Source organism: Streptosporangium oxazolinicum (assembly GCF_039537505.1).
Taxonomy (GTDB): Bacteria; Actinomycetota; Actinomycetes; order Streptosporangiales; family Streptosporangiaceae; genus Streptosporangium; species Streptosporangium oxazolinicum.
Window position 1 is genome coordinate 50,307 of the sequence record NZ_BAABAQ010000012.1, and the last position, 13,809, is coordinate 64,115.

7 protein-coding genes are annotated in these 13,809 nt (G+C 73.8%); all 7 read right to left on the reverse strand.

Going from position 1 to position 13,809, the window contains the following annotated elements; translation table 11 throughout:
• Nucleotides 1-11 precede the first annotated feature (11 nt).
• Nucleotides 12-3,812, reverse strand: coding sequence for an ATP-dependent helicase (locus ABD817_RS28285; RefSeq protein WP_344921231.1), 3,801 nt, complete (start codon nucleotides 3,810-3,812; stop codon nucleotides 12-14).
• A 138-nt stretch (nucleotides 3,813-3,950) separates the two neighbouring features.
• Nucleotides 3,951-7,154, reverse strand: coding sequence for an ATP-dependent helicase (locus ABD817_RS28290; protein ID WP_344921233.1), 3,204 nt, complete (start codon nucleotides 7,152-7,154; stop codon nucleotides 3,951-3,953).
• 384 nt (nucleotides 7,155-7,538) lie between these two features.
• The gene (locus tag ABD817_RS28295) at nucleotides 7,539-10,439 is read right to left on the reverse strand and encodes a CDP-glycerol glycerophosphotransferase family protein (RefSeq protein ID WP_344921235.1); all 2,901 of its coding nucleotides are present in this window, start codon (nucleotides 10,437-10,439) and stop codon (nucleotides 7,539-7,541) included.
• Between the two features lie 147 nt (nucleotides 10,440-10,586).
• Nucleotides 10,587-10,895 (reverse strand): MGMT family protein, encoded by a 309-nt coding sequence (locus ABD817_RS28300; protein ID WP_344921236.1) that lies wholly within the window; start codon nucleotides 10,893-10,895, stop codon nucleotides 10,587-10,589.
• Nucleotides 10,883-11,233 (reverse strand): hypothetical protein, encoded by a 351-nt coding sequence (locus ABD817_RS28305; protein ID WP_344921237.1) that lies wholly within the window; start codon nucleotides 11,231-11,233, stop codon nucleotides 10,883-10,885. Before ABD817_RS28305 ends, ABD817_RS28300 begins: the two co-directional genes overlap by 13 nt.
• A 129-nt stretch (nucleotides 11,234-11,362) precedes the next feature.
• On the reverse strand, nucleotides 11,363-12,745 hold the full coding sequence (locus tag ABD817_RS28310) for a S8 family peptidase (RefSeq protein ID WP_344921238.1): 1,383 nt from the start codon (nucleotides 12,743-12,745) through the stop codon (nucleotides 11,363-11,365).
• On the reverse strand, nucleotides 12,739-13,707 hold the full coding sequence (locus ABD817_RS28315; RefSeq protein WP_344921239.1) for a hypothetical protein: 969 nt from the start codon (nucleotides 13,705-13,707) through the stop codon (nucleotides 12,739-12,741). Before ABD817_RS28315 ends, ABD817_RS28310 begins: the two co-directional genes overlap by 7 nt.
• Between the last annotated feature and the right edge of the window lie 102 nt (nucleotides 13,708-13,809).

A 13,809-nucleotide genomic window follows, 5' to 3' on the forward strand; every position in this document is an offset into this window, starting at 1 on the left:
CCGCCCCGCTGTCAGCCGGCTCCGGGGACCGACTCGACGAGGGCGACGAGACCGCGTTCGTCGAGGAGGTTGACGGGGCGGACCGTCTCGTTGAGCAGGACGTAGTGGAAGGCCGCGCTCACCCGGTCCAGCGGGACGGCGGCCAGGTGGGACCAGGCCAGCCGGTAGGCGGCGAGCTGGACGGAGGCGGCGGCCTCGGCCTTCTTCCCGTTCGGGCGGCGGCCGGTCTTCCAGTCGACGACCTCGTAGCGGCCGTCGGAGACCTGGAAGACCGCGTCCATCCGGCCACGGACCACCCTGTCGGCGATCATGGTTTCGAAGGGGACCTCGACGTCGAGGGGTTCCCTGCCCGCCCACTCGCTCTCCTCGAAGCGGGCACGCAGCTCGTCGAGGTGGGCGTCGGGCTCCTCGAAGTCGTCGGACGCGCCGGGCAGCTCGAACTCGTCCATCAGCCGCTGCTGGCCCCAGCGCCCCTCCAGCCAGCGGTGGAAGGAGGTGCCCCTGCGCGCCAGCGGGGCGGGCTTCTTGGGCACCGGGCGGCGGATCTGCCGGGCCAGCGCCTTGGCGTCGGAGGCCAGGGTGACGAGGGAGGACACGGTCAGGTGGGTGGGCAGCTCCACCCGGCCACCACCGCGCCGCCGGTTCAGCTCGCGCTCCCTGAGCAGGAGCTCGATGTCGCGCTCCCACGCCTTCGCCCGTTCCCTGTCCCACCCCCGCAGGTCGGCCACGGGAACCGGCCACGGGCCGGGCGGCTCACCGGCCCCGGCCTCGAACCCGGCCCAGGGCTCGGGCTCGGCTTCCGGCTCGGCTTCCGCCTCGGGCTCAGGCTCCGGTTCGGGTTCCGTCCCCGCCTCGGCCGACGCCCCCGTCTCGGACACCGCTCCCGGCTCGCTCCCGTGCACCGGCTCTGTCACCGTTCCGGGCATCGCCCCTCGCTCGGGTACGGCCCCCGGGCCCGTCCCGACCGGTTCGACCGGTTCGCCACGGCGGGCGGAGGGCACGGCCTCGGACACTCCGGGAGAGGCGTCCCGCGGATCGGCGGGGAACGGCACGTCCTCGTCCTCCGGGGCCTCGGGAACGGACTCGTCCTCCGGGAAGGACTCGTCCCACGAGTCGTCGGGGAAGGGCACGTCCGCTTCCTCTTCCTCGGGGAAACCCTCCCCGCCCCGCGCGGCCTCGGGGAATTCGGGGAACGGGACATCCTCATACGTGGACGCGGACGCGGAACCGGCCCCGGGAGTCGCGCCCCCGGCCAGCGCGGCGAGGGCGGCCTCGACCATGGTGGCGCCGTCGAGGACGGCCGCGTAGCGGACGTCCTCCGGGGCGATCGGCCAGACGGACTCGGCGGGCTCGGCGAGGAGCGGGTTGGCGGCGCCCTCCTCCACCTCCGGGGCCCAGAAGGCCACCCGGCCGCAGGTCTCGCGGATCTCCACCAGGAAGTCGGACGGCTCCAGCGGCTTGGCCGCCGTACCCCAGCGGTAACCGGAGGCGATCAGGAGGTAGTGGGCGCGGGTGACGGCGACGTACGCCAGGCGGCGCTCCTCCAGCAGGTCGCGGTCACGGCAGCGCTCGTCGAAGTCGGCGAGCTCCTCCTTGGAGAGCCCGGTGAGCCCCGGCAGGTCCGAGGCGTCGCCGCGCAGCGGGTAGGGCAGCTTGCGGGGGTTCTCCGTCCACTTCGGGCTCGTCGTGGCGCGGGCGGGGAACATGGTGCCGACGGTGAGCGTCCCGGCCTTCGACAGCGCCTGCGACAGGCCGGGCACCACGACGACCGGCCACTCCAGGCCCTTGGAGGCGTGCACGGTCATCAGCTTCACGCTGTTGCTCTCGCCCACCCGCCCGGCGTCCAGCCCGTTCTCCTCCTCGTCGGCCGCCTTCAGGAACGCCAGGAACGCGCCCAGCGTCGGGTCCTCGGAGTCTCCGGCGAACCGGGCGGCGGCGTCCAGAAAAGCGTCGAGGTCGGCACGGGCGGCGAACGGGCCGACGGCCGTCCCCCTGGCCGCCACCTCGATGTCCAGGCCGAGCCGGCGCTCGATCTCCAGGATCAGGTCGGGCAGCGGCTGGCCGGTGTGGGCGCGCAGGACACGCAGTTCCTGGGCCATGGCGACCAGCCTCACCGCGGCCAGGGGGGAGAACAGGTCCTGCCACTCGGGGCGGTCGGGCAGCTCGTCGAGGGCGTCGACCAGGCTGCCGCGCTCCTCGGCCATGTCCGCCACGACCTGGTCCAGCGGGTCGGCCACCGGCGAGGAGCCCTCGCGGGTCTCCCGGTTCAGCTCGCGGGCCCGCTCGCCCAGCTCCTTGAGGTCGGCGGGGCCGATCCGCCAGCGGGGACCGGACAGCAGCCGCACCAGGGCGTCCCCGGCGCTCGGGTCGTAGATGACGCGCAGAGTGGAGACGATGTCGGCGACCTCGGGCACGGTGAGCAGGCCGCCCAGTCCGACGATCTCGACCGGGATGCCGCGCGCCTCCAGCGCCCTGCGCAGCGCGGGGAACTGCGAGCGCTTGCGCGCCAGGATCGCCACGTCGTGCGGCTGGAGGCACTGCGGCCCGCCCCAGACGCTCTGCTTGGCCCGTTTGCGCTCGCCCTCCCCCCAGGGCATGCCGTCGGGCGCGCTCTCCGCGCCCAGCACCCTCGCGATCCCCGAGGCGACCCACTCCGCCTCGTCGTCGGCGGTCTCGTGGAAGGCGCACACCACCCGGCCGCGATCGACCCGGTTGCCGCCGGGCACCAGGACCGGCACCTCCCTGGCCTCCATCCGCAGCGGCAGCTGGAGCCGGGCTGCGACGTCCAGCACGGCGTCTCCGTTGCGGAAGCTGACCGACAGGCGGTTGATCGGGGCGAGCTCTCCGGACGCGGTCCTGAAGTCGCGGGGGAAGCGGGTCAGGTTGCCCGCCGAGGCGCCGCGCCAGCCGTAGATGGACTGACAGGGGTCGCCCACGGCCGTCACCGGGTGGCCCCCGCCGAACAGGGCGCGCAGCAGGACGAGCTGGGCGTGGCTGGTGTCCTGGTACTCGTCCAGGAGGACCACGGCGAACCGCCCGCGCTCGATCTCGCCGACGTCGGCGTGCTTGGCGGCGATCCGGGCGGCGAGCGCCATCTGGTCGCCGTGGTCGACGACCTCCCTGCCGCGCTTGAGCCGGTCGTACGCCTCGACCAGCGGCAGCAGTTGCTCCCTGGCCCGCTGGACGGCGAGCGGCCTGCGCTGGTCCTTGATCGGTGTGCCGGGCAGCTCGGCGTACCGCGCGGCGAGCCAGGCGCCGACGTCGCGCACGTCCCTCGGGGTGCGCAGGTGCTCGGCCAGCTCACCGGCGAGCTCCAGCACCGCCCGGGTGACGGTCGCCGGACTCCACTCGACCTGCTCCATCGGCCCGTCGTACGCGCTGACCACCCGTCCCGCGAGCTGCCAGGAGACGGCCGGGGAGACCAGGCGCATGGTCGGCTCCAGCGCCTCGCGCAGGGCGTGGTCGGTGACCAGGCGGGCCGCGTAGGCGTGGTACGTCGAGATGGTCGGCTCGCCCTCCATCAGGTCGGCGGGCACCTGCTTGGTCTCGACCAGGCCGTTGAGCCGCTCGCGCACGCGCGCGGCCAGCTCTCCGGCCGCCTTCCTGGTGAAGGTGAGCCCGAGGATCTGCTCGGGGCGGACCAGCCCGTTGGCGACCAGCCAGACGACGCGCCCGGCCATGGTCTCGCTCTTGCCGGACCCGGCTCCGGCCATCACGACCATCGGTTCGAGACCGGCCTCGATCACGGCGGCCTGTTCGGGGGTCGGCGGCAGGATGCCCAGCTTGGCGGCGAGCTGGACCGGGCTCAGCACGTGGCGCCCCTGTGCCGGGCCGCGCGGCGCGGGCCCGATCCTCCCGTACGTGTGACACCGCCGGGCGCGCGGCGCGGGCCCGATCCTGCCGGGCGCGTGACGCGGTTCAGCACGGGGCGTCCCCCGGGGTCGGGCGGCTCAGCACACCTGGTCTCCGTTCTTGCTGACCGGGCAGCTCGCCCGCACGGCGCAGGTGCGGCAGCCGTCGTTCACCTTGGCCTGGAAGAACGGCCCCGACATGCCGATCGCGACGGTGTCGACCATGTCGCGGGCCCAGCCGGGATCCGGGTCGTCCGCCAGAGGGGGTTGCGTCTGCTCCTTGGCGGCCTTCTTGCCCGCCGCGTCGCCCACCTGGACCAGGGCCGCGCCGCCCGGCTCGGTCATGCCGTGCCGCTGGAAGGCGCCCAGCAGCGCGGCGAGCTGGTAGACGCCGAGCTGGGGGTGGCGTTCGAGATCGGCGTCCTTGGGACCGTTCTTGCCGGTCTTGATGTCGATGATCACGGCCCGGCCGTCGCCGTCGCGCTCGACCCGGTCGACCCTGCCCTTGATCTGCACACCCTCGGAGACCATGGCCGTGAACGCCTCCTCCAGGCCGACCAGCTCCCTGGGGTTCTCCTCGTGCCAGCGGACGAACTTGGAGATCATCTCCTCGGCGACCCTGCGCTGTTTGCGGTTGTACCAGACACCGCCGAAGTCGAGCTCGTGCCAGACGTCGTCCAGGCGCTTGCCGAGGGTCTCCTCGGTGGGCATGCCGGTCGCGGCGAGGACGGCGAGCGCGTGCACGACCGTGCCCAGGCCGCGGGCCACGTCGGTGCCGCCCGCGCCCACGGAGGTCTCCAGCAGCCAGCGCAGGCCGCACTTGCTGAAGCTCTCCACCGCCGAGGGCGAGACGCGCACGATGTCGTCGGGCCAGCTGAGCGGGCGGTCGTCGGAGATGGGGGTGAGGGCGTACCACTCGTTGGGGTGGGCGCCGGGCACCCCGGAGGCGGCGAGCCTGGCCAGGTGCTCGGCCGCGGACCTGCGCAGCGGCTCCGGCCTGGTGGAGTCGGCGACCGCCGAACGCAGGTCGGCCACGAGCGCGGACATGCTGAGCCAGCGGGAACGCTCGTCGACGCCCGCGTCCTCGGCCGAACCGGGGACCAGCTCGGTGAGGAAGCGGGAGGGCCGCTCCTCGGTGTCGTCGCCGCCCACGGCGGTGACGATGAGCCGCTTCCTCGCCCTGGTCGCGGCCACGTAGAACAGGCGGCGCTCCTCGGCCAGCAGCTGGGAGGCGAGGGCGGCGGAGACGGCCGCCGGGTTCTCGTGCTCGGAGCCCTCGGCCCTGGCGACCATGTCGTCGGTGCTCAGGATGGACCCGCGCAGCCGCAGGTCCGGCCAGGCGCCCTCCTGGACGCCCGCGACGACCACCACGTCCCACTCCAGGCCCTTGGAGCGGTGCGCGGTGAGGATGCGGACCGTGTCCCCGTCGGGGGCGCGCTCGGCGAGGGAGTCGCCGGGGATCTCCTGGGCGACCAGGTCCTCGACGAACACGTCCACCCCGGCGTGCGGGAGCCGGTCGACGAACCTGGCCGTGTGGTCGAACAGCGCCACGACGGCGTCGAGGTCGCGGTCGGCCATGGTGCCCCTGACGCCGCCCCTGAGGCTGACGTCGGTCCACTTCCTGGCCAGGCCGGTGGCCTGCCAGACGGCCCACAGCACGTCCTCGGCGGTGCCGCCCTGCCGTACGGCCTCGGTGGCGGCGGTGATGAGACCGGCGAGCCGCTCGGCGGGCGCCGCCACGTGCGGCTCCACCCTGACCAGCTCCCGCGCGTCCTTCAGCGCGGCGACCATCAGCTCGCCCGAGGAGCGGGGACCGGAGACCTCGCGCTCCACCACGTCGTCCACGTCGTCCGCGTCATCCGCGTCGTCCGCGTTGTCCATGTCGCCCATGTCCACGTCGTGCTCGCCGGGGTCGGCCAGCGCCTCGTTCTCGGCGATCCGCAGCGCGCGGCGCAGGCGGCGCACCCCGATCATGTCGGTGCCGCCGAGTGCCCCGGTCAGCAGTTCCTCCGCGACCCCCTCGTCGAGGGTCTCCGGGTGCAGCGCCACCTGGATGAGCCTGATCAGCGGCCGTACGCCCGGCTCCTGGAACAGCGGCACCTCGCCGCCGCCGACCACGACCGGCACCCCGGCGGTGACCAGGGCGCGGCGCAGCAGCGGCACCTGGCGCGTCGCCGACCGCACCAGCACGGCCATCCGCGACCAGGGGACGCCGTCCAGCAGGTGCGCCCTGCGGAGCGTGTCGGCCACGATCGCCGCCTCCTGGGTGGCGCCGTCGGCCACCAGCACCCGTACGTCGCCGGGCTCGGCGTCCGGCAGGGCGCGCAGGTCGCGGTGGGCGGCACCGCCGGGGGTGGCGGGCAGGCGGGCGGTGACGCGGCGGGTGGCCCTCAGCAGGTCCCGGCCGCTGCGGCGGCAGACGCGCAGCGCGACGACGGGGGCCTTCGCGCCGTCGGCGTCGCGGAACCGGTCGGGGAAGTTCATGATCCCGCGGACGTCGGCGCCGCGGAAACCGTAGATCGACTGGTCGGGGTCGCCGACCGCGACCAGGTCGCGGCCCTCCCCCGCCAGCTGCTGGAGCAGGAACTCCTGTGCGGGGTCGGTGTCCTGGTACTCGTCGACGAAGACGGCGTCGTACGCCGACCGCTCGCGGGCGCGCACCTCGGGGTCGGAGAGCAGCGCCCCCGCCGCGCGGATCAGCTCCGCGTAGTCGAGGACCGGTTCGAGGTCGAGGTCGAACCTGGCCTGGTAGCGGTCGGCGAACCCTCCGGCGGCGACCCAGTCGGCGCGGCCATGGCGGCGGCCCAGCTCCCTCAGCTCGGGCCCGTCGAGGCCGCGCTCGGCGGCGCGGGCCAGGAAGTCGCGGAGCTCCTGGGCGAAGCCGCGCGTCTTGAGCGCCTCGTGCATGTCGCCGGGCCAGTATGGGGCGCCGTCCTCCAGCTCGCCGTGCAGCAGGCGGCGGATCTCCAGGAGCTGCTCGGGGCCGGTCAGCAGGCGCGGCGGCAGCCCTCCGGCGAGCACGGCCTCGCGGCGCAGCAGCGCGTAGGCGTAGCTGTGGAAGGTGAGGGCGAGGGGGGTGCGGGTGGTACGGCGCATCCGGGCGGTGATGCGCTCGCGCAGCTCCTCGGCGGCCTTGCGGCTGAAGGTGAGGACGATCACCCGCTCGGGGTCGACGCCCCTGCGCTCGATCCTGTCGACGACGGTCTCGACGATCGTGGTGGTCTTGCCGGTGCCGGGCCCCGCGAGCACGAGGAGCGGGCCGCTCTCATGGGCCACCACCGCCCGCTGGTGCTCGTCGAGCACAGGGGCAACAGCCCTCCCCGCGCCCTCACGACGTATCAGCCGCCAGTCCTGACCACTCACAACTCGCCATTCCACCAGATCCCGGACGATGATCGTGCCGAGTCGGCGGGTACGGCATGGCGGATTCTTCACCGGACGCGGCGGGCGGCGGGCGGCCTTGGGGAGAACAGGTGGCCGGAGCACCGCGCGGACCTGGGACGGAACCCGCGGAGGGCGGGTCAACGGGCGGACGGCCGGGCCCCTCGCGGAACCGCTTGGAACCGCCCTGGAACCGGCCGGGGATCGCGAGACGGCCCGGGAACGAGCCCGGAGACGACTTCCGGGGCCGTTTCGGCGAAACGGCCCCGGGAGGGCGTCCCGGTCACCCGGACCGGTGCGGGACGGTCAGGTCGAGAAGACGCGGTCGACGAGCCTCGCCGTCGCCTTGCCGTCGTCGCGGGGCGCGTAGGTGCGCTGGAAGAGGTCGTACTTCTCGGCGTGGGTGGCGGCCACCTCGTCGATCGACCGCAGGGCCTGGATGACCTCCGCCCCGGTGGACAGCAGCGGGCCGGGGGCCTCGGCGGCCAGGTCGAGGTAGACGCCCCGCTTGGACGCGTAACGCTGCAGGTCGTAGGTGAAGAAGAGCATCGGCCTGCCGGTCGCCGCGAAGTCGAACATGACCGACGAGTAGTCCGTGATCAGCACGTCCGTGATCAACAGCAGGTCCGTGATATCCGGATATGTCGTGACGTCGCGCCCGAGACCGGCGCGCACGTTCGGCGCCGCCTGCATCGAGTGACCCCGGATCAGGAACTCGTGGCCGGGACCGAGCACCCGGTGCGCCTCGGCCAGGTCCAGGCGGATCGAGGCGTTCTTGCGGTCGTAGTCGCGGTAGGTCGGCGCGTAGAGCACCACCTTGGCGCCCTCGGCGATGCCGAGCCGGGCGCGCACCGCCGAGGCCAGCTCGTCGCGGTCGGGGGCCACGAGCACGTCGTTGCGCGGGTAACCGCTCTCCAGGACCTCGCCCTGGTAGCCGAACGCCTTGCGCAGGACGCGGGTCGCCCAGGGGCTCTGGGTGACCAGCAGGTCCCAGCCGCGCACCTCGACGGCCTGCCGGTGCCAGGCCGGCGGCTTGGGGTCGCGGGACATGTGCGGCAGGTCGTTGCCCAGGCGCTTGACCGGGGTGCCGTGCCAGGTCTGCACCACCACCTGGTCCTCGCGGGAGCGGAACCACGGCGGCAGGAAGCCGTTGGTCACCACGTAGCGCGAGCGGGCCAGCACCGCGTAGTGCTCGCGGCTGCCCGCGCGCACCACGGTCGGACCGGCGCCCGCGCCGAAACCGAGCTCCGCCGGGCCCGGGGGCACGAACGCGCCGTCCTTGACCACCCAGATGTGCTCACCGGCGTCGCCGCGCCGCACGCGCTCCTCGTAGATCGCGCGGACGCTGCCCTCGTACTGCCGCCCATCGTAGGCGACGTAGACGGTCGCGTCGTTCAGCTCGCGGGTCCGCTCGGCGGGGTAGAAGTGGCGGCGCAGGGCGAACAGGCCACCGGCGCCCTTCTCGTCGTCGGGAAGGTGCTCGGCGACGGACAGCACCGGGATGTCGAAGCGGGTGGAGATCAGGCGGTATTCGCGGCCGTCACGGATCTTCGTGTCCTCGTCCAGCCCGTCGAGGATGGCGTGGTCGACGCGGAACGGGACGATCTGCCCGGCCGCGTCGCGGACCGCCATGCTCCAGGTGCCGCTGCTCAGCGGGGCCGTGTCACCGAAGCGGGGCATCGCGGCGGGCGCGAGCCCGACCGTGAAGCGGGAGCCCTCGCGCTCCAGGGGGACGGCGTGGATCAGCCCGCTGCGGTGCTTGAGGGTGAGCGCGGCCTCGCCGGAGCCGGGGTAGGAGCCCTCCAGGGTGAGCACGCCCCGCTCGTCCCAGGTCGCCGCGGTGATGACCGGGCGGATCCGGTGCGCCGAGACGCTCACCCGGTCGCGCCGGTCGCGCAGCACGGTGATCTCCCGGTCGCCCACGACCGTACGGCTCTCCTGAGCCTTGCCGATCATGACGGAGGCCGCGGGGTCGCCCTTGGGCTCGATCCAGAGCCTGCCGCCGTCGCGTTCCTGCAGCAGGGAGTCCGTCGCGAGCGGCACGACGACGGTGGTGCCGCCCTCGACGGGGGTGAAGTCCGCGGCGATCCGGTGGCCGTCCAGGCGGGCCTGCCCCCTGGTGAAGCCCTTGCCCGGCAGGAAGACCTCGACCTCCAGGCGCTCGCCGTCCAGCCGCACACCGGCCAGCTCGGCCCGGGTGGGCTGCAGCACGACCTGGAGGGCGCGGTCGGAGGTCCAGACGGGACGGATCCACCAGCCCCTGCCGAGGTCCAGCCCCGCGGGGCGCTCGGTGCGGCCGGTGGAGGGACCGCGCAGCAGGCCGCCCGCGCGGGCGCCCCGGCTCCAGATCACGATCTCGGTACGCCAGGTGGTGGTGTCCTGGACGGTCGCGCGGCGGCGCAGCAGGCGCTTGCCCCCGCGCACCGCGGCCCGTACGGCCGAACGCCAGCGCAGCGGCCAGGGGCTCATCTCGGCGGTGAAGCCGGACCAGTCGTAGTTGCAGCCCGCCTCCTCCGCGCCGTGGGTCGCCTCGGGGTGGAAGGTCCTGCGGGTGCGAAGCCGCACCGGCGGCAGCCAGCGCGGGCCGCGCAGCACCACCGTGGCCCGGTTGAAGCGGCGGCTGCGCACGGACAGTCCAGCCAGGTAGGCGTGGCCGCTGACGCGCAGCCGCCCGCCCGACCAGGAGATGTCCTCGACCTGGGTCACCGGGATGAGGTCGGCCGCCCGCAGGCGGTACAGGGTCTCGGGGAGCTCGTCCTGGAGCGGCAGGTCCGCGTACCAGCGGAGGCTCTTGCGGACGCGCCTGGACGGCTCGGCCGCGGCGGTCACGAGCCTCTGCAGCTCGTCGCCGTCGGCGAGGGCGTCGATCCCCCGATGTTCGATCAGGTGGAAGGCGATCCTGCGGGCGACCGGCAGGTCGCGCTTGACCTTCGCGTCGACACCGGTCACGTACGGCTTCAGGAGCGTGACGAACTCGCGGCGCCTGGCGGCGCCCCGCTTGGCCGCGATCTCCAGCCGGGACCCCAGGGGGCCGGCCAGCGCGTCGGCGTCGAAGCGGCGGCGCTCAGCCGGTTTCAGCCCGTCGGCCAGCACCGCGGCCATGATCGAGTCGAGTGGTTCTCCCCGGTCGCAGAGATCCTGGACAGCCCGCAGACGATCAGCGACGGGGTCGCCGCTGGCTCGTGCGGGAGTGGCACCGGTGGCCATGGGGAAAGCACCGCCTTTCGGACAGAGCGCTGTCCTAGGCCATGTTAGTGCGCCACGGCAGGGCCGGTTACGCCGTGATTTACGGGCTTGCGGGATTTACAGGCATTTGTGATCTAGCGGGTTTCCCGCTCCGTACCGTCGTACCGGCTACGGATTCCCGTCCCATCTGGCCGCCCGCATGTCGGCGCGGGCGCCCCGCAGCGGGGTCCGCTCCTCGCGCCAGCTCGCCAGGCACCGCTGCTCGTGGCCGGGCGGCGGGGTGCCGTCGGCGTGCACGACGCGCCACCAGGGCACGCCCCCGCCCCAGGTGGACATCACCCTGCCGACCTGGCGCGGGCCCCCCTCGCCGAGATACTCGGCGATGTCGCCGTAGGACATCACCTTTCCCGGCGGGATGCGCTCGACCAGGTCGAGCACCCGCTCGGCGTACGGGGTGGGATGGCCTACTGACTCCATACGGTCGGTCCGGCGGAGAGGATCTCGTCGAGTTTGCCGAACTCGTAGGCCGCCGAGCCGTTCAGCTGCTCGACCAGGCCGCCACGGATGGCGTAGGACTCGCCGTCCTCGCCGACCAGCCGCGCCCCGAGGAGGGCGGACACCCGCGCCAGCTGGGCCACCTGCCAGTCGGATCCGGGGGCACCGGAAAGCCTGCCGTTCCATACCGCTATGGCATGGACCGCGCCATTGTGACGGGCGAGAATCTCCCCCGACTCCTGCGAGCCCCTGAACTCGAACCCCGCCTGCCCCAGCACAGTCGCGAGTTCCGCGAAGGCGAGAGGCGCAGGGCGCTCCACGCGCAACTCGTACCCCATAACGCGCGAGACTAGCGAACCTTCCCGGCTTTCCGGGGCGTGAATCCCGGCATCGGGGATACCGCATCCGAACGGTGTCCAAAACGCATTCGAATCGCAGTCGAATTGCGGTTATCTCCGCGACTTCCCATGCCGGATCGGCTCGGGGGAGGCCATCATCGGCCCTCCCCGGCCGGAATGCCGATTGAGCATCGCCACGGCCGCCGCGAACGCCAGCAGGCCGCCCGCGAGGCCCGCTCCGTACAGCCAGAGGCGCGCGGGCTCGGGGCCCGGCCTGCTGGGCTCGGTGGGCAGGGTGCCGTCGCCGAAGTGCTTGCCGTCGGGGACCGGGACCTCCGTGGCCCCCGCGACGAGCCGGCCCGCCTTGGCCAGGGCGGCCTCGGCGTCGACGACGCCGAACCCGACGTGGTCGTCGTAACCGGCGGCGGGACGCGCCGTGGCCGTGGAGGTCAAGGCCTGCGACACCATTTGAGGCGATATATCCGGATATTTTGCTTTTATAAGGGCGGCGACTCCGGCCACCAGCGCGGTCGCCGAACTCGTCCCCTCCGAGGACCCGTACTCTCCCCCCGGAACGACCACCGGCACGCCGACACCCGGCGCCGCGACCAGGACCGACAGGTTGTCGCTGCTGAACGTCGCCGCCCTGCCCAGATCGTCCACCGCGCCCACACCGATCACCCCGGAGTATCCGGCGGGGAAGTTCCAGAACGAGGTGGCGTTGTCCATGGCGTACTGGGAGTCCCCGTCGTTGCCCACGGCGGCGACGAGCACCACGCCCCTGGACAGCGCGTAGGCGACCGCCTCCCGCTCGCTCCTGTGCGGCCCGTAGGCGCCCAGCGACATGCTGACGACCTTGGCCCCGTGGTCGGCGGCGTAGCGGATCGCGCGGGCCAGGGGGCTGTCGTTGCCCGAGCGCAGATCCTCGTCCGGCAGGGCGGACCCGTCCTCGGGCCGCTCCTCGACGATCAGCGGCAGCGAGAGGATCCTGGCCTCGGGCGCGACGCCGAGAAGGCCCTCCTCCCCCTTGCCCGCCCCGGCGATGAGCGAGGCCATCGCGGTGCCGTGCCGCCCGGCGTCCGGCGTGTCCCTGTCGAACCGGACCGACCCCATGTCGGGCCCGGAGATCACCCGCCCCTGCAACTCGGCGACCTGGTCGTCCACCCCGCTGTCGACCAGGGCCACGATGACGCCCGACCCCTTGGTGACCTTCCACGCCCCCTCGGCGTTGAGCATCTCCAGCACCCAGCGCTGGTCCTCGCGGACGTCCGCGGCGCCCCCGGGCGGCGCCGACACGGGTGACGTCGGCTCGGGCAGGGCCGACTCCGACGAGACCGACTCCGACGGCGCCGACGCGGGCGGCACCGTCGACGCGGGCCCGGCGAGCACCGGGGCGGCCGTCGCCGGGGCCGCGACCGGCACCGGACCCGCCACCGAGAGCGCGGCCAGCACTCCCGCCGCCCAGAACCTCCGCGACCTCAGCGACCTCAGCACACGTTCCCCTGGGTGCACTGGGGCACGGCGCTGGGCTCGTCGCCGAGGGCGCGGGCGATGCGCCCCGCGACCGCCTGGGCCGCGGGCCACAGCTCGCTGTGCAGGATCTCCTCGGGGGCGACCGCCTGGCGGGTGCGGCCGTCGGTGTAACCGGCGGTGGAGAAGACGATGTAGGGGCCGACGCCCACCCAGGCGTTGCGCTGGCGTTGCGCGGCCCCGAACAGCTCGGTCGCCGTGCCGGGGAAGGCCACCGGACGCACCCCCACCCGATCGTCCACGGCCAGCTGGCCGGAGGCGGCGACCCTCCGCTCCTCGTCGCCGAGCACGGCGATGCCCACGGTGAAGGCGAACGAGGACGTCTGGTCGACGTAGGTGGCCCGCAGCAGGGTGCGGCAGCCGTGCGCGGAGAGCACCGACCCCACCGGCGCGTCCGTCCCCGCCGCGCAGGCGACCTCGGGGGCGAGACCGACCCTGCGGGCGTACTGCTGGACCCTGCCCAGGCCGATGTACTGCAACTCGACGGGGAAGACCAGGTCGGCGGTCCAGGTGTACCAGCGCCTGGCGATGTCGTCCTGGATGTAGCGGGCCTGCTCGGCGGCGGTCAGCGGGCGCGAGCTCGTCTCGCGCACCAGCCCGACCGTGCCGGTCAGCACGTTCGTGGCGGCGATGGCGAGGATCGTGCCCATCAGGATCAGGAAGATCGTACGGAAACGGATGCCCTGTTCCAGGGTCGCCAGCTCGGCGCGTCTGACCGCCGTACGATCGCGGCCCGCCGCAGGCCAGGACCGCACGCGGGCCCGCCTGGCGGGAGAGCCCGGCACGGGCGCCCGGCGGACCCGGCCGCCTCCGGCACCGCCGATGCCGCCCACCCGGGAGCCGGACGGCGGCCAGCCGCCGCGAGCGCGGGGGGCGGGGGCTCCCAGAGGCCGCTCCGGCTCCTGGGACCGCCCTTGCTGCGACATACTCCGATGCTACGTCGAAGGACCTCTCCGCCCTATCGGCGGCGGGTATTTTCGCGGCACTCCCCGTGGCCGCAGCCGGTGCCCCGGCCGGAACCGGAGCCC